Origin of the sequence: Mesopusillimonas faecipullorum, assembly GCF_020539505.1 — a bacterium.
GTDB classification, from domain to species: Bacteria; Pseudomonadota; Gammaproteobacteria; order Burkholderiales; family Burkholderiaceae_B; genus Mesopusillimonas; species Mesopusillimonas faecipullorum.
Map to the genome: position 1 here is coordinate 34,704 of NZ_JACDXW010000005.1, position 15,104 is coordinate 49,807.

A 15,104-nucleotide genomic window follows, 5' to 3' on the forward strand; every position below is an offset into this window, starting at 1 on the left:
GGCATCAAGGGTTGGCCAAATACCATTTCACGGTATCGCGCAGGCCTTGTTCAAAACTGTGCTGCGCTACCCAAGCCAGTTCTGCCATCAGGCGTGAGGCATCCAAAGCATAATAGCGGTCATGCCCAGGCCTATCGGGCGTGTGGCGAATCAAACTGGCATACGATTCGGGCCTGCCGCCCAAACCCAGGGGACGGCCCTGCGGATGCAGCTCATCGAGCAGCGCGCAAAGCTGTCTGACCAGCGCGATGTTTTCCAGCCTGTGGCCCGCGCTGACATGGTAGCTGCGCCCGATTTGGCCACGCTGCAGTATGGCCCATAAGGCGCAAGCATGGTCATCCACATGCAGCCAATCGCGCACTTGCGTACCTGCACCATATACCGGCAGTTTCAAGCCTTGCAAGGCCTGTTGAATCATGACCGGGATCAGTTTTTCGGGATACTGCCTGGGCCCATAGTTGTTGCAGGCATGGCTGAGCACCACGGGCAAACCATAGGTGCGATGCCACGCCAGCACCAGATGATCCGCACCCGCCTTGCTGGCGGAATAAGGCGAGCTGGGCGCGTACGCCGCCCCCTCCCGTACCGGCTCCGGCGTACCGGCATCCATCAAGTCGCCATACACCTCGTCGGTAGAAACATGATGCAAGCGGAATGCCGCCTTGCGTGCCAGTGGCAGCTGCATCCAATAATGACGCACGGTTTCCAGCAGCACATGCGTTCCCACCAGGTTGGTCTGCACAAAGGCGGCAGGGCCCTCTATAGAACGGTCCACGTGGGATTCCGCCGCCAAATGCAGCACCACGTCGGGCTGGTGCCTGGCAAACACGCGCTCCAGCGCCGGGGCATCACTGACGTCCACCCTCTCTAGCTGATGACGCGGCTCGTGTTCGAGTTCGCACAGCCAAGCGTGATTGGCTGCGTAGGTGAGCTTATCGACGTTAACGATATGAACCTGTGCCTGGGTTTGAAGCACATATTGAATAAAGGCAGAGCCAATAAAACCGGCCCCCCCGGTAACCAAGAGCTTCATGATGGACTACCACTCAGGCCTTCAGACGACCGCTGCCGATAACGAGCCTGGACCACGCTCCGTAAAGCGGGCAGCCATGATTGGCTGGCGATGCCCAAGGCCGTCAGGCGCGCGCACCCAAGCACGGTATATCGTGGCCTAGGCGCCGCGTCTGAAGGCTGCTCGGCTTCCGATGCTGGGATTAAAGCGGCCAGGCCACTGACTTGCACACCCTCCAGGGGCTGCGCAGCCAGCTCAAGGATAGTGTGCGCATAGTCGTAGCGACTGATGGCCGGACTGTCACGATAGTGATAAACGCCGCCCGGTGCTTGAGGCAACTGCAGCAAGCGGATGATTGCCGCGGCCAAATGGCCGGCATAGGTAGGTGCGCCAAATTGGTAATCCGCCATGCGCAGTTCACCTCCTCGCCAAGCACGCGTCAACACGCCACTGACAAAGTTTCCATCAAACTCGCTGAACACCCACGAAGTGCGCAAAACCAAGGCCTGGGGTGCATGTTCGAGTACCGCCAGCTCCCCCGCTAATTTGGATGCGCCGTAACGATTCAAAGGATTTGGGGTATGGCCTTCATCAAACGGCTGCTCGCCTAGACCGTCAAAGACATAGTCGCTGGAAACATGCAGCAGCCGCGCCCCCACCGAGTTGGCAGCCCGCGCCAGATATCCAGGGCCCAAGGCATTGACGCGCCAGCACTCCTCATCCGTTTGGGCCGCATCTACGGCGTTATAGGCAGCGGCATTAATGATAAGGTTCGGCTGCACCCTAAGTACATAAGCCTGTACCGCAGCCTCATCCCCCACATCAAGTTCGTGATGAGCACAGGCATGCAGATGCCAATGCCGAGGCGCCCGCGCTTGCAGGCTACGCCCTAGCTGACCTTGGGCGCCAGTCAACAGCACACGGCAGGGTGTCATAGGCATAGCCCGGCCTTTTGCAAGGCTTGTAGACTCTGGCCGCAGGCATCGCGCTCAGAAACAAGGGGCGTGGCAACAGGCCAAGCGATAGCAAGCGCAGCATCGTTCCAGTGCAGGCAGACTTCACTTTCAGGGGAGTAGTAGGCCGTACATTGATAGCTGACCAAAGCCTGCTCGGAAAGCACCAGAAACCCGTGTGCGTAGCCAGGAGGCACCCAAAGCAACTCGTGCTTGCTTGCGGATAGCTGAAAACTGGCCATTTGCCCAAAACGCGGTGATGCGCGGCGCACATCGACCACCACATCGAAAATTTCGCCCTGCAGAACATGCAGCAACTTGCCCTGCGCGGGAGCACGCTGAAAGTGCAGGCCGCGCAGTACATGCTGGTGCGACAAGGAAACATTGGACTGCACAAAGGCGCCGCTAAAGCCAGGCAGCAAGGCGCCCCAGGCTTGACGGGCGGACTCCATGAAATGGCCGCGTGCATCGGCATACACACGCGGCGCCAAGAGTTTAACGTCGGGAAGACGGGTGTCTATCAGATTGGGAAGCATGTTGGAAAGGCAATGACCCTCGGCTTCAGGCCGAGCTTTCCATATTATCCCTGATGCGGTTAAGCATATAGTGCAGCGTTTGCTGCTCTTCTTGGCTCAGGCCACCAACGGCTCGCACATAGATGCCCCAGGCCAGGGGCAATACGGCTTGGAACTGCCGCTTGCCGGCCTCTAGCAAATGAATCACCACCATACGCTGGTCGTGCTGACCCGGCTGCCTGACGATAAAACCGGCTTTTTCCATGACCATCAGGGCACGAGACAGTGTGGCCTGCTCAGCACCGGTCATGCGTGCCAATGCACTGACGCCAAGGCCATCCGTTTTTTCACATAGGAAGGCCAGCACACGCCAGTGCAGCAAGGTCATGCCGTGATCGCGCAACACAGGCAGGAAGTCGGCATTGAGCGCCGCCGTTGCCTGATTCAGCACGTACGGCATGAAGGTTTCATGCCCCAGATACGGTGGCGGCGCGTCTGGCAGCCAAGGCTGCTTCTGCGCGGAGGACTTCCCCATTTTTGATTTACCTTTCAGTGACGACATACGTACCGCGTGCAACAGACTATCTGCCAGCCCGATCCGTTAGGCGCTGCACGTAGCCGACGGCACAGTTCAGCATCAAACCGAGCAAACATATCCATACCAATGGCACAAACATGTCGAGTGTACGATAGGCCCGCGCCGCAACCGTCAGCATATGGCCCAGGCCGTCTGTGGAACCTATCATTTCGGCCAGGAACACGACGACGCAGGCAATCACCCCCGCCACGCGCACACCCGCCAAGATAGTAGGCAGACTGGCAGGCAGCACGACTTTCCACAAGCAAGCCGTCCGGCTGGTTCCCGCTGCGCGGGCAGACCAGATCAGTTTGCGATCAACCGCGCAGGTAGCCGCCCAGGTCGCCATCAGCACCGGAAACAAGGCGTCGGCCACGACGAGCGCGATTTTAGAGGCATTTTCAAAACCCAGCACCAGCAAGAGCGCGGGATACAAAGCGATCTTGGGAATAGGCGCCAGCAAACGCACGGCAGCATTAAGCAAAGAGGCCGCTACGCGAGACAAGCGCGCGCACAGCCCCAGCACCACGCCGGCAATGACGGCTATGACCAGCCCTGCCAGAAGACGATAAAGCGTGATACCGAAGTTAAACCAGAACTCTTTTTGGCGCGCCAGTTCGACCATGCGCGCCGCAATGGCGCTGGGGGCCGGCAGAAGCTGCGGCTCTACCCAGCCCAGGCGGCACACCAGCTCCCAACACAACACCACGATGATGGGGGAAAGACAGCGACGCATGCCGGTGATAAAGCCTGCCCCCAGAAGCGGGCTGGTCCCACCCGGAGCCCGGGTCACTATGCTTGCATTTTGGCTCATGCCTTACTCCAGCGCTTTATCAGAAGCCGTTGCGGAATCAGACCAATGCGTCAGCAGACGACGGATGATCTCGAACAGCCAATCCAGTACAAAACCCAGCACAGCCAGCACCAGGATGACCGTATAGACGGTGGCGTACTGCGCCATGTCCATAGAGGTGAAGAGCAGATTGCCCACCCCCTCTTGGCGAGCAATCATCTCGGACGACACCATGATGATGAGGGCCATGACGATGCCTACGCGGCAACCGATCAGAATCTCGGGCAAGGCGGCCGGCAATACCACCTTGAACAGCCTGGCGACAGGCCCCATACCCATGGCACGCGCCGCCCACACCAGTTTTTCTTCGACACGATGCGCGCCTTGGTAGCTGTGATACAGCAGCGGCAAACTGACACCCAAGGCAATCACCAGAATTTTGGAGAAGCTGCCCAGCCCGAACCACAACATCAGTATGGGCATGAGAGCGGCTTTGGGCATGGGGTAAGCCAGCGTCACCAGCGGATAAAAAATATCGTAAATAAGCCGACTACGCGCCATGGCCAAACCCAGCGGCACCGCACACACCAAGGCCCAGGCATAGCCCGCAAACATACGTGCCAAAGACTGCAAAATGGCCCACAAGGCGGAGGGGTCCAACACAATGGCGGGCAGCTCGCGAATTGCCTCCCAGGGCCCTGGGAAAGAGCTGAACCCCAACCAACTGGAGGCGAGTGACCACGCCGCACCCAGCAACACCACGACCGCGGCCAGCGCAGCGAGGGGCCGCTGAAAGGCCTCGCAACAGACTTGCACGGCCACTCGATATGAGGATGGGCGACTCATACTCGCTCCGCCACAAGAGAGTCTTCCAGCTGGATGATGAGATCCTGGTAGACAGGGTTACGCAGCAAGTCGGCACGCACCCGGGGCCGTGGCAAATCGATGTCTACGATCTGCTTGACGGTACCGGGCGTCCCTCCCATGACCACCACACGGTCGGAAAGATAAACCGCCTCTTCCACACCATGCGTCACGAACAACACGGTATTGCCCAGTTGCTCCCACAAAGACAGCAATTCGGACTGCAGCGTCAGGCGTGTATGCGCATCCAGCGCACCGAAAGGTTCGTCCATCAACAATATACGCGGCTCGTAAGCCAGCGTGCGAGCAATCGCCGCACGCTGGCGCATACCGCCTGAGAGCTCCTTGGGATAGAAGTCGGCGTATTTGCCCAGATTGACTTTCTCAAGCCAACCACGAGCTTTTTCTTCGGCCGGCTTCTTGGCCATCCCCTGCTGGCGTAAGCCATAGGCAACGTTGCTGAGCACGGTCTTCCAGGGAAACAGCGCATACTCCTGAAAAACCGGGCCCCGGTCTGGCCCGGGCCCGGCAATGGGTTTGCCGTCAACAATGACCTGGCCCTGCGTCGCCTGCTCGAAACCGCCGACGATATACAGCAGCGTGCTCTTGCCGCAGCCGCTGGGACCAAGAATGGAAACGAACTGCCCATCCGGGACTTCCAGCCTAACGTTCTCTATAGCGGTGTGGCTGGTGCCACGCGCCGTGAGGAAGGTCTTTCCAAGTTGCTCTATAACGATCATGGTAACGGTGCCATCAGGTCGGTTCGAACAAAATCTTTGACATCCACGCGTTTGGAAAGAAACCCGCCTTCGTGTTGTAAATCCAGCGTCTTCTGAATGGCGTCCAGATCGGGTTTCATGCCGGCTGGGTGAGCGAAGTCAGCCTTGGTAAACAGATAGCGTCCCAACAAGGCTTCGGGCGCCTTGGTCACTTCGGAGGCAACGGTTACAGCCAGCTTGGGATCTTTCAGCAGATAGTCCATCGCGCGCTCGAGGTCTCGGACATAAGCCTTGACGACTTCCGGATGCTCCTCTGCATAGCTTTGGTTGCAAGCATCGAAAATCTGTACCGTGGGCGACTGCACCTCGGAGAGGGCAAACAGCTTGCGCACGTCTCCTTTTTCTTCAGCCAACAGCGCAAACGGCTGCACCAATGGGCCTGCATCGACCCGTCCCGAACGTATGGCATCAGCCGATGCCGGGAAGCCGGTTTCTACGATTTTGACGTCCTTTTCGGGGTCAAGACCGTTCTTTTTCAGCCAAAGTATCATCTGGAAGTACACGCCCGAGCCATAGGCGTTGGTGCCTATGACCTTGCCTTTCAGGTCTTGCGCAGACTTGATGGGGCTGTCGGCCTTGACTGCCCAATAGGGGGAAAAGTAACCCGGCTCTTCGTGGGCGTGCTGCGCAATGATGTAGCTTTTGAGCCCGCTTTCGATGAAACCCTGGGCCATGGAAAGCGGCGCCATGGTGGCGCAATCGAGCACATTGGCGCGCATGGCCTGAACCATGGGCGACGTGCCTTGAAACTGCGTCCATTTGATCTGATACGTCTTACCCAAATCAGGGAAGAGCTCGGGACGTTTCATCATGAGGTACTTCGCCTCTTCAGCGGGTATCGTCCAGCCTACCCGCAAAGTGGGTACTTCTTGCGCCTGGGCAACCGCTGCCAGACTTGTCATTCCCGCCACAACCAACCACATCTTGCATGTCTTCATTGTTAGACTCCTTGTGCTGCGTTGGCAGAAACGCGGCGGCTCAGGCCAAAGTGTCTGGACATCGCCAGAACCCGTGCCAGGACGTCGCGCCGATAAGCTTCCAAATCCTTGTTTTCGTATGAGTGAAACCCTTGCTGGGAGCGCAAGCCGTTACGCCCGTCGTGCATATAGCGTTCAACGATCTCGGGGGCGGAAAACCGCGCCGGATCAAGCGTGTCGGCCAGGTATCGGCTGGCGTAGAACAAGATATCGTTGCCACCGAAATCTATGAATTCCAGTACGCCTATGGCAGCGAAGCGAAAGCCCAGTCCGTAGCGCGTTGCCAAGTCTATTTGCTCGGCTGTTGCGACGCCCTCTTCCACCATGCGCGCCGCCTCGTTCATGACCAGGGTTTGCAGTCGAGGCACGATATAGCCCGGGCTGCAAGCACACTCTACCGGCACCTTGCCTATGCTGGTCAGGTCGTCACGCAAACGCTTGACGGCATCAGGGCTGGTACCCGGATGCGCGCTGATTTCCACGAGGGGGATCAGGTAGGCGGGGTTCAACCAATGCGCATTCATGAACCGCTCGGGATGCGTGATCATGGGTGACAAGTCGGAAGCCAACATGGTGGAGGTGGTAGATGCCACCAAGGCATCCGGCGCCGCCAACTGCCCCAAACGGCCCAATGCGTCGCGCTTGGCTTCCAGCGTTTCGGGCACGGCTTCGTATATGAGTCGCGCTGCCGCCAGAACCGGTTCGGCCTCTTGCAAACGACAAAGCTGGATATTTTCCAGGCAGGCTTGCACATCTTCGGCAGGCAAGGCGTCCAGGTCGGCCAGCTGCCGCAGCGTAAGCAGCATCTCGGCCTGCGCTTCTTGTTGCAGCTTTTGCCAAGCCTCGTCGGTTCTGGCTTTGAAATCAATGACAGTCACTGCCTGCCCGCTGAGCGCATAGGCCAGGGCGATGCCGCGCCCCATACGGCCCGCCCCTAAGGCGGCAACCTTAGCCGTCACCGCATTCATGACTGCCGCCCGTTATGCATGAGCGCCTGCATGGCGTCGGGCGACAATTGCGCCAGCCCCAAGCCACCCAGCGTGCGCTCGGATTCGCGTAGATCACGCCCCAAAATGGCCCCGGCTATGGCCAACAGGCCTTTGGCAACGGGCGCATCGCATCGCGCCCAGTCGGCTACCGAAGCCAGGAAGGCCAGACCCATTACCGTGTCTTCCATCATGTAGCGGTGCGTATGCAAATCGATATGCTCACGCCAGTCGCCGCTATCTACCAGCTTTTTGTGGGAATCGCCGTACATCCATTGGTCGTTCTCGTAGTGATCGGACAGCGGGAAGTGAGGCGCCGAATAACCTATGGCTTCACGGATGGCGATGCGCTCGTTGTCGAGTTTGGACGTAACGGCACGCACTGCCGGCTGGGTGCCTTCGTTGTGAATATCCCATTCGGGGAAATGCTGCAAAGGCGCCGCATTCATGAGGATGAGCGGGGGGTGAATGATGGGGCCGGCATTCATCAAAGCACCCGACAAGGCATCTTCGCAAGGCTCGATGACGGGGAAGGCCTGCAATATGACCTTATAGGCATGCTGTGCATTAGAAGCGGGATAAACCCCAGTGGGCAAACGCGTGGCGCGCATGGTGATGGCGATGGTATTGGCGCCGTGCTTGCGCGTCAGCCAAGGCAAGGTGCCGGTTTCAGCCCAGCTGACCTTGGCGTGGTTGCCCTGCTCGCGCACAATTTCGCTCATCACATACGAACCGAATGTGCCGGGCGGCAGAAACACGACCTGCCCGTCTTGCAGATGCGGTGCCATCGCACGGGCGATATCGGCTTGAGCAGTAGCGGGGGAAGGAATGAGGATGAGTTCGGCGCCGCGCACGGCTTCACCGATATCAGTGGTGGGTCGGGCAATGCGAATGGCGCGCTCACCCTTTTCATCTTTGATGGTGATGGTGGAAGATTCCAGCACTGGCAGGAAAGCTTGGGCATCGCGCCGCCAAAGCCTAACGCTGTGCCCTTGTTCGGACAAATCAGCTGCCGCTGCGTAGCACCCGTGGCCACCCCCCAAAACTGCAATTTCCATGTGTCGTCTCCGTGATTTGCACCTGGGAAACCGAGATTCGGCCCACCTGGTGACCTGTCCCGCCAGCCGCCTGCGCCGTATTGCTCAGGCAAGCTCACACCTGCTCAGCGCAGGAGAGCGCTGGACCGCAATTTTTTATATGCACTTGCATATATATCCATACTAAGGAATGAAATCGGGCTGCACAAGGCATTTATTGACGGGGTTTTCCCTAGACTTTCTGCGTCGGGCGATTTTGCAGGCAAGGCTGATCCGGGCTAGTCAGACACATCTGCGGAAGATGAGTTTTCCGTACTAAAATCCGGGGCACACCGTTGCCTGACGTGGCTTAGCGGGTATCTTCACAAACCTTGCAGGAACTTGCATGGAACCTCTTCCTCAACAAGAAACCGAAAGCGCTCAGCGGCCCAAAACGCCTGCTGCCCGCGCTTATTACTGCCTGGTGACAGCCTGCGGCGTAGTCGCCGCAGTACTGTTCGGGCTTATGGCATTACTCGTCTGTCTAGACGTCGTCATGCGCAACCTCAGCAACCATTCCATTCCTTGGTCGGTTGAAATGACCGAATACATGCTTATGGTCGCGGCATTCCTGGCAGCGCCTTGGCTGGCCTACACCAACGACCACATCCGCGTGGACGTTCTGGTGCGTGGCTTGCCCCCCTGCGGTCGCAAGGCGGCAGACGTCATCGGCAATCTGATCTGTCTGGTCATCAGTTTGATATTGGCCTACGAAAGCATCAAAAGCCTGATCAGCAATGCCGAGCAAGGCAGCATGGTGTTCAAGGTCTTGATCTTCCCTGAGTGGTGGCTAGCCATCCCCATCACCATCAGTTTCATTCTGCTGTCGGTCGAGTTCATACGCCGGCTATTTGTCAGCAGCCCCACCGCTGAAGGAGCCGCGTGATGGAATGGTATATGGCTTTTGGCGTGCTGCTAGGCACGCTGTTTGTACTCATGCTGTTAAGCGTACCGGTTGCATTCGCTTTTCTGGGCGTCAACCTGGTCGGCGCCTGGCTCTTCATGGGCGGTGAAGCCGGCCTGGGCCAATTGGTGCGCAACTCCATCCAATCAGTCAGCAGCTTTTCACTGACGCCAATTCCGCTGTTCGTATTGATGGGCGAAGTTCTGTTCTTCACCGGCGTGGCCTATCGGGCCATTGCTGCTGTCGAACAAATGATTGCCAAGGTTCCCGGTCGCCTTTCCATCGTGTCGGTGCTGGGGGGCACAGTGTTCGCCACACTGTCCGGCTCTACTATCGCCAACACGGCGATGATGGGCGGTACCCTAATGCCCGAGATGCTCAAGCGGGGTTACGCGCCCGGCATCGCCATGGGTCCCATTATGGCCGTTGGCGGCATTGCCATGCTGGTACCACCGTCGGCTCTGGCCGTCATGCTGGGCAGCCTGGCCGGCATTTCCATCTCTCAGCTCCTTATCGGTGGGGTCATTCCCGGCTTCTTGCTAGCCGTATTGTTCTTGGCCTATGTGGTCATACGCTGCAAGCTGTCGCCCGAACTCATCCCTCAAGATGAAGAAGGCCAGTTTGCTTCGGGCTGGGAGCGCTGGCGCCCCTTCGTCGTCGACGTCTTGCCTTTGTTCGGCATCTTCGTTGCCGTAGTGGGCAGTATGCTGGCCGGGTTGGCTTCGCCTACAGAATCCGCCGCTATCGGTGCGGTCGCCTCCGTCATTGCCACTATCTGCTATCGCTCATTCACCTGGGCAGCGCTATACCAGTCATTGATGGCAACGGCACGGGTATCCGTCATCATCCTGTTCGTGTTGATCGCATCGACGACCTTCTCGCAACTGCTCAGCTTCTCGGGCGCTACTACGGGCTTGCTGCGCATCATTGGCCAGTACGATCTGTCGCCCATGTTGCTGGTGATCGGCATGTTGGTGATTCTGCTGATTTTGGGCGCTGTCATTGACCAAATCAGCATGATGATGATCACCCTGCCGTTCTTCATGCCTTTGGCCAACGCTGCCGGCGTAGACCCCATCTGGCTGGGTGTGATGATGCTGCTGGCCATGGAAATCGGCTTGTTGACACCGCCATTCGGCTTACTGTGCATGGTCATGCAAAGTGTGGCGCCACCCAGTATCCGGCTCACGCAAATCTATGCTTCGGTCATCCCTTTCATCATTATCGAAATCGCGATGCTGGGCTTTATTCTGCTGGTACCTTGGCTGGCGGTGGGTCTACCTAATATGACCCGCTAAGCACTTAGCTTAGTAAACGGGGCGCCCTCATTTGGGCGCCCCGTTTTTTTAGTACTCCGAGCCCTTACCCGTCAGCGCTACGCCCACGCGAAGCAGGCAATACGCCATCCAGTCCCAAGCACGCACCATCTTCGATACCCGCTTCAGCTCATCCAGCGTCACATGCCGGCAATGGTGCGTCATCTCGTACTGCAGTGAAGTCCGCAACTGGGCGGCGAAGGCCTCGTCTTGAATCCAGACGTTTGCTTCGCGTGCCAGCAGCAGGCTGAAGGGATCCATGTTCGAAGAACCCACCATCGCGCATCCATCAATAACGGCCACCTTGGCATGCAAGTAGCTGGGCATGTACTCGTAGATCTCCATGCCACCAGCCAGTATGGCGCCGTACAAGCTACGGCTGGCGCAATGCTGCAGACGGTATTCCGCTCTGCCCTGTAGCAGCAGTTGCACCTTTACACCGCGCTGAGCCGCCTGCCTCAAGGCCTGCCGCAAGCGATGCCCGGGAAAGAAATAAGAGTTGGCCACAATTGCGTGCTCGCGAGCGCTAGCCAGTGCCTTTACGTACACGTCTTCTATGGATTTCCGATAACGTAAGTTGTCACGCAACAGCAGCGTGGCGCGCACGCCGGGCACAAAGCGCGGCAGGCGCTCGGCCAAGCGCTGCACCCGCGTTTTCTGCCACTGCTTGAAGCGTTCATACCACTGCCGCCAATGCACGCTGTGGTGCCAGGCCATACGTATCCACAGCTCGTCTTGGGTACGGATCAGGTCTTGCAAAAGCGGGCCCTCAATGCGTAGCGCATAGTCGAAGCGAGGTGAAAGTTCGCCGCCATCGTTAGGCACATCCACGTGATCATCAAGTATGTTGATGCCGCCCACAAAGCCTATATTGCCGTCCACAACGGTCATCTTGCGATGCAGGCGGCGCAAGCGCCCCAGGCTGAATCGGTACCAGCGCCATCCTGTGGGTTCGGGCCTATATACACGCACCTGAGCCCCCATGTACTCCAGGCGCTCGCGCAGTACTCCCTGCGTCTCTAAGCAGCCAAAGCCGTCCAATGCCACCCTGACCTTGACTCCACGCTCACAGGCTCTGTGCAGGTGATCCAGCACTTTGAGGCCGGTCACATCGAGGTTGAAAATATAAGTTTCCAGATGCACGTAGCGCAGGGCGCCGTCTATGGCTTCACAGAGTGCGGGAAAGAACGCTTCCCCGTTTTGCAGCAGCCTGATCCGGTTGCCTTCCCGCCAAGGAAGACGGGTGGACAACATGGGCATTCAGGGTAGCTCCAGCTCGGCAAAGATAGGCGCGTGATCCGACAATTGCCGCCAAGGCATGCCGTGCAACACTTGCGCCTTGCGCACGGCAAACCCCCGCTGGTAGATGCGGTCTAGACGCAGCCACGGGAAGGAGGCAGGAAAGGTGCGTGGTGGTGGCGTTAAGCGAGCCAGACCATCTATGCCTAACTCGTGGGCAGGACGGTGGTGAGGCGTACGCTGGGGCGACTGCGCCCAACGTTCGAGGCGGTAACGCAAATGACGCATGCCTTGACGCAGCGGCAACTGGCGCGCGCTAAGCCCTTGAGGCGACACGGCGAAAACCTCGTAGAGCCCCAATTGCTGCACGAACAAGGGTGCCAGGCGGTTGGTCCAGTCGTTGAAGTCACCTCCTATGATCATGGGTGCACCATCGGGCACCAGCCGGCGTATGCGCTCGACCAGCGCCGAGATCTGGCGTGTGCGCCCACCGGCAAACAGCCCCAGATGCACCACCAAACAATGCACCGCAGTGCCGTTGACATCCAGCGTGGCGTGCAGCAAGCCGCGTTGCTCTAGCTTATGGTCGGAGATGTCTTCGTTTTCGAAGTCGAGTATGGTATACCGCGACAACAGCGCATTGCCGTGATCGGTGAGGTCGTGCACGGCATTGCGTCCATAGCAAAACTGCATGCCTAGCGCTGCCGCCAAAGAGGCGGGCTGCTCGTGCAACATGCTCTGGCGCTCGTTGCGCCCCTGCACCTCTTGCAGCAGCAGAAGGTCGGGACGCAATCCGTACAAGCCCAAGCGCAGCTCAGACAGTGACTCTCGAGCGCCCATGGCTGAGCGCCCTTTGTGGATGTTGTAGCTGACGACTCGAATCACTGACATGCCGCCACCCTCCGGTGTTTACTGCTGGCCTTCGATGGCACGCAAACGAATATGCAGTTCACGCAGCTGTTTCTCGTCTACCGGCGACGGAGCATGCGTAAGCAAGTCTTGCGCGCGCTGCGTTTTGGGGAAGGCGATCACATCGCGGATGGAATCTGCACCGGCCATCAGGGTTACCAGACGGTCGAGGCCGAACGCCACACCGCCATGGGGCGGTGCGCCATACTGCAAGGCATCAAGCAGAAAGCCGAATTTCTCGCGGGCTTCTTCTTCGCCGATATTGAGCGCCTGGAACACCTTGCTTTGCACGTCGGCACGGTGGATACGTACCGAACCGCCACCGACTTCCCAGCCGTTGAGCACAATGTCGTAGGCCTTGGCCTGAGCCTTGGAAGGATCGCTCTCGAGCAATTCCTCGTGGCCGTCTTTGGGGCTGGTAAAGGGATGGTGGGCAGCAAAATAACGGCCTTCCTGTTCGTCGTATTCGAACATGGGGAAGTCGATGACCCACAAAGGTTGCCAGCCGGCAACGAACAAGCCATTGGCTTTACCGAAATCGCTATGACCGATCTTGACGCGCAAAGCACCCATGGCATCGTTGACCACTTTGGTTTTGTCCGCGCCAAAGAAGATCAGGTCGCCATTTTGCGCACCGGTGCGTTCGAGCAATTGCTTAAGCGCCTGCTCGTGAATATTTTTGACGATGGGCGATTGCAAGCCTTCGGGCACCGAGGCCGCATCATTGACCTTGATATAGGCCAGGCCCTTGGCGCCGTAGATACCGACGAACTTGGTGTAGGCGTCGATCTCGCTGCGCGGCAGGCTGCCGCCGCCCGGTATGCGCAGTGCCACCACACGGCAAGCCGGGTCGTTGGCCGGTGCCGAGAACACCTTGAAATCCACGTCTTTCATGAGATCGTCTACATCGATGAACTCAAGGTTGACGCGCATATCGGGTTTATCGGAACCGAAACGGCGCATGGCTTCGTCCCAGCTCATGACGGGGAAGGCCGCCGGCAGTTCGACACCCTGCACTTCGCGGAACACGTGGCGCATCATGTTTTCGAAGATCTCGCGAATCTGCTCTTCGTTGAGGAAGGAGGTTTCGCAGTCGATCTGGGTGAATTCAGGCTGGCGATCAGCGCGCAAGTCTTCGTCGCGGAAGCACTTGGTGATTTGATAGTAGCGGTCAAAGCCAGCCACCATCAGCATCTGCTTGAACAGCTGCGGCGACTGGGGCAGCGCAAAGAACTGGCCGGGGTTGACGCGCGAGGGCACGAGGTAGTCGCGTGCGCCTTCGGGCGTGCTCTTGGTCAGCATGGGCGTTTCAATATCGATAAAGCCCAGGCTATCAAGGTATTTGCGCACTTCGATGGAAACCCGATAGCGCAGCATAAGATTGCGCTGCATCTGCGGACGACGCAGGTCGAGAACACGATGCGTCAGGCGCGTGGTCTCGGACAGATTGTCGTCATCGAGCTGGAACGGCGGCGTGACCGACGCATTCAGGATTTCGATCTCGCGGCACAGGATTTCTATTTCACCGGAAGCCAGCTCGGAATTATTCGTGCCTTCGGGGCGCAAACGCACCAAGCCGGTGATACGCAAGCAGTATTCGTTACGAATGCGCTCGGCGGTGGCAAAGGCTTCGACGTTGTCGGGGTCGACAACGACCTGGGCCAGACCAGCACGGTCGCGCAGGTCGATGAAAATCACACCGCCATGGTCGCGACGACGATGCACCCAGCCGAACAGGGTGACGGTCTGGTCCAGATATTCGCGGCCAACCTCACCGGTGTAGCAGGTACGCATGTAGGAATACTCCGTATCAATATTTGTGAAAAGTTCAAGCGTCGGTGCCGGCGCTGCTGGAAGTACTGGCCGTGCCGGCCGGGGCGGCAGTGCTTGAGGCACTTTCACCCGAACCACCCGATGCGCCGGCGCTACCACCGCCGTTACGGAAGTCTGTGACATACCATCCCGAACCCTTCAGTTGAAAGCCTGCAGCAGTGACCTGCTTGGCGAAGGTACTTTTCCCGCATTCGGGACAGTCCGTCAAAACGGGATCGGACATCTTTTGAAGTACATCCTGCGCATGACCGCATGCGTTGCAACGATAAGCGTAGATAGGCATGGTACGAATCCTTCCAAACCGCCCCGGGGCAGGCACAACCCCCAAGCCGAGCGCCGGGCTCAGCCCGGGTTATTTCTTGAACAACCCG

16 protein-coding genes are annotated in these 15,104 nt (G+C 58.5%); 2 read left to right on the forward strand and 14 right to left on the reverse strand.

Annotated features, from left to right (window positions below):
* Positions 1 to 4: 4 nt before the first annotated feature.
* The 10 genes from rfbB to H0484_RS10300 are packed head-to-tail and all read right to left on the reverse strand — an operon-like array spanning position 5 to position 8,514.
* Positions 5 to 1,033: a dTDP-glucose 4,6-dehydratase gene (rfbB, locus tag H0484_RS10255; RefSeq protein WP_226954509.1), complete on the reverse strand. Its 1,029-nt coding sequence runs from the start codon at positions 1,031 to 1,033 to the stop codon at positions 5 to 7.
* Positions 1,030 to 1,947 carry a dTDP-4-dehydrorhamnose reductase gene (gene rfbD, locus H0484_RS10260; RefSeq protein ID WP_226954511.1) on the reverse strand — a complete coding sequence of 306 codons (918 nt, stop codon included), beginning with the start codon at positions 1,945 to 1,947 and terminating at the stop codon, positions 1,030 to 1,032. The genes rfbB and rfbD overlap by 4 nt, the downstream gene beginning before the upstream one ends.
* Positions 1,944 to 2,501 (reverse strand): dTDP-4-dehydrorhamnose 3,5-epimerase, encoded by a 558-nt coding sequence (gene rfbC, locus H0484_RS10265; RefSeq protein WP_226954513.1) that lies wholly within the window; start codon positions 2,499 to 2,501, stop codon positions 1,944 to 1,946. The genes rfbD and rfbC overlap by 4 nt, the downstream gene beginning before the upstream one ends.
* A 25-nt stretch (positions 2,502 to 2,526) precedes the next feature.
* Positions 2,527 to 3,015, reverse strand: coding sequence for a MarR family winged helix-turn-helix transcriptional regulator (locus tag H0484_RS10270; protein WP_226954516.1), 489 nt, complete (start codon positions 3,013 to 3,015; stop codon positions 2,527 to 2,529).
* A 46-nt stretch (positions 3,016 to 3,061) separates the two neighbouring features.
* A complete protein-coding gene (locus H0484_RS10275) occupies positions 3,062 to 3,871 on the reverse strand; it encodes an ABC transporter permease (RefSeq protein WP_226954518.1) in 810 nt (269 codons plus the stop codon).
* A gap of 3 nt (positions 3,872 to 3,874) precedes the next feature.
* Positions 3,875 to 4,696: an ABC transporter permease gene (locus H0484_RS10280; RefSeq protein WP_226954521.1), complete on the reverse strand. Its 822-nt coding sequence runs from the start codon at positions 4,694 to 4,696 to the stop codon at positions 3,875 to 3,877.
* A complete protein-coding gene (locus H0484_RS10285; RefSeq protein WP_226954524.1) occupies positions 4,693 to 5,454 on the reverse strand; it encodes an ABC transporter ATP-binding protein in 762 nt (253 codons plus the stop codon). The genes H0484_RS10280 and H0484_RS10285 overlap by 4 nt, the downstream gene beginning before the upstream one ends.
* Positions 5,451 to 6,431, reverse strand: a complete 981-nt coding sequence (locus H0484_RS10290; RefSeq protein WP_226954527.1) for an ABC transporter substrate-binding protein — start codon at positions 6,429 to 6,431, stop codon at positions 5,451 to 5,453. Before H0484_RS10290 ends, H0484_RS10285 begins: the two co-directional genes overlap by 4 nt.
* A gap of 2 nt (positions 6,432 to 6,433) precedes the next feature.
* Positions 6,434 to 7,438, reverse strand: coding sequence for a 3-hydroxybutyryl-CoA dehydrogenase (locus H0484_RS10295; protein WP_226954529.1), 1,005 nt, complete (start codon positions 7,436 to 7,438; stop codon positions 6,434 to 6,436).
* Complete coding sequence (locus H0484_RS10300; RefSeq protein WP_226954533.1) at positions 7,435 to 8,514, reverse strand: NAD/NADP-dependent octopine/nopaline dehydrogenase family protein; 1,080 nt, start codon at positions 8,512 to 8,514, stop codon at positions 7,435 to 7,437. The genes H0484_RS10295 and H0484_RS10300 overlap by 4 nt, the downstream gene beginning before the upstream one ends.
* Before the next feature lie 364 nt (positions 8,515 to 8,878).
* On the opposite strand from H0484_RS10300, the gene H0484_RS10305 reads away from it, so the two are divergent.
* Together H0484_RS10305 and H0484_RS10310 are read left to right on the forward strand one after the other, a co-directional pair.
* Positions 8,879 to 9,418: a TRAP transporter small permease gene (locus H0484_RS10305; RefSeq protein WP_226954538.1), complete on the forward strand. Its 540-nt coding sequence runs from the start codon at positions 8,879 to 8,881 to the stop codon at positions 9,416 to 9,418.
* A complete protein-coding gene (locus tag H0484_RS10310; RefSeq protein ID WP_226954539.1) occupies positions 9,418 to 10,734 on the forward strand; it encodes a TRAP transporter large permease in 1,317 nt (438 codons plus the stop codon). The genes H0484_RS10305 and H0484_RS10310 overlap by 1 nt, the downstream gene beginning before the upstream one ends.
* A gap of 48 nt (positions 10,735 to 10,782) precedes the next feature.
* Here the strand turns inward: H0484_RS10310 and clsB are convergent, their stop codons facing one another.
* The 4 genes from clsB to H0484_RS10330 are packed head-to-tail and all read right to left on the reverse strand — an operon-like array spanning position 10,783 to position 15,016.
* Entirely contained in the window at positions 10,783 to 12,012 is a 1,230-nt protein-coding gene (gene clsB / locus H0484_RS10315) for a cardiolipin synthase ClsB (RefSeq protein WP_226954541.1), read from the reverse strand.
* The gene (locus H0484_RS10320; protein ID WP_226954543.1) at positions 12,013 to 12,882 is read right to left on the reverse strand and encodes an endonuclease/exonuclease/phosphatase family protein; all 870 of its coding nucleotides are present in this window, start codon (positions 12,880 to 12,882) and stop codon (positions 12,013 to 12,015) included. It lies immediately after the preceding gene.
* An 18-nt stretch (positions 12,883 to 12,900) separates the two neighbouring features.
* Positions 12,901 to 14,694: an aspartate--tRNA ligase gene (gene aspS / locus H0484_RS10325; protein ID WP_226954544.1), complete on the reverse strand. Its 1,794-nt coding sequence runs from the start codon at positions 14,692 to 14,694 to the stop codon at positions 12,901 to 12,903.
* 34 nt (positions 14,695 to 14,728) lie between these two features.
* Positions 14,729 to 15,016 carry an FmdB family zinc ribbon protein gene (locus H0484_RS10330; RefSeq protein ID WP_226954545.1) on the reverse strand — a complete coding sequence of 96 codons (288 nt, stop codon included), beginning with the start codon at positions 15,014 to 15,016 and terminating at the stop codon, positions 14,729 to 14,731.
* Positions 15,017 to 15,104: the final 88 nt, after the last annotated feature.

Coding starts and splice junctions, on each gene's coding strand:
- rfbB (WP_226954509.1), bottom strand. CDS start 1,033: ATGAAGCTCTTGGTTACCGGGGGGGCCGGTTTTATTGGCTCTGCCTTT.
- rfbD (WP_226954511.1), bottom strand. CDS start 1,947: ATGACACCCTGCCGTGTGCTGTTGACTGGCGCCCAAGGTCAGCTAGGG.
- rfbC (WP_226954513.1), bottom strand. CDS start 2,501: ATGCTTCCCAATCTGATAGACACCCGTCTTCCCGACGTTAAACTCTTG.
- H0484_RS10270 (WP_226954516.1), bottom strand. CDS start 3,015: ATGGGGAAGTCCTCCGCGCAGAAGCAGCCTTGGCTGCCAGACGCGCCG.
- H0484_RS10275 (WP_226954518.1), bottom strand. CDS start 3,871: ATGAGCCAAAATGCAAGCATAGTGACCCGGGCTCCGGGTGGGACCAGC.
- H0484_RS10280 (WP_226954521.1), bottom strand. CDS start 4,696: ATGAGTCGCCCATCCTCATATCGAGTGGCCGTGCAAGTCTGTTGCGAG.
- H0484_RS10285 (WP_226954524.1), bottom strand. CDS start 5,454: ATGATCGTTATAGAGCAACTTGGAAAGACCTTCCTCACGGCGCGTGGC.
- H0484_RS10290 (WP_226954527.1), bottom strand. CDS start 6,431: ATGAAGACATGCAAGATGTGGTTGGTTGTGGCGGGAATGACAAGTCTG.
- H0484_RS10295 (WP_226954529.1), bottom strand. CDS start 7,438: ATGAATGCGGTGACGGCTAAGGTTGCCGCCTTAGGGGCGGGCCGTATG.
- H0484_RS10300 (WP_226954533.1), bottom strand. CDS start 8,514: ATGGAAATTGCAGTTTTGGGGGGTGGCCACGGGTGCTACGCAGCGGCA.
- H0484_RS10305 (WP_226954538.1), top strand. CDS start 8,879: ATGGAACCTCTTCCTCAACAAGAAACCGAAAGCGCTCAGCGGCCCAAA.
- H0484_RS10310 (WP_226954539.1), top strand. CDS start 9,418: ATGGAATGGTATATGGCTTTTGGCGTGCTGCTAGGCACGCTGTTTGTA.
- clsB (WP_226954541.1), bottom strand. CDS start 12,012: ATGCCCATGTTGTCCACCCGTCTTCCTTGGCGGGAAGGCAACCGGATC.
- H0484_RS10320 (WP_226954543.1), bottom strand. CDS start 12,882: ATGTCAGTGATTCGAGTCGTCAGCTACAACATCCACAAAGGGCGCTCA.
- aspS (WP_226954544.1), bottom strand. CDS start 14,694: ATGCGTACCTGCTACACCGGTGAGGTTGGCCGCGAATATCTGGACCAG.
- H0484_RS10330 (WP_226954545.1), bottom strand. CDS start 15,016: ATGCCTATCTACGCTTATCGTTGCAACGCATGCGGTCATGCGCAGGAT.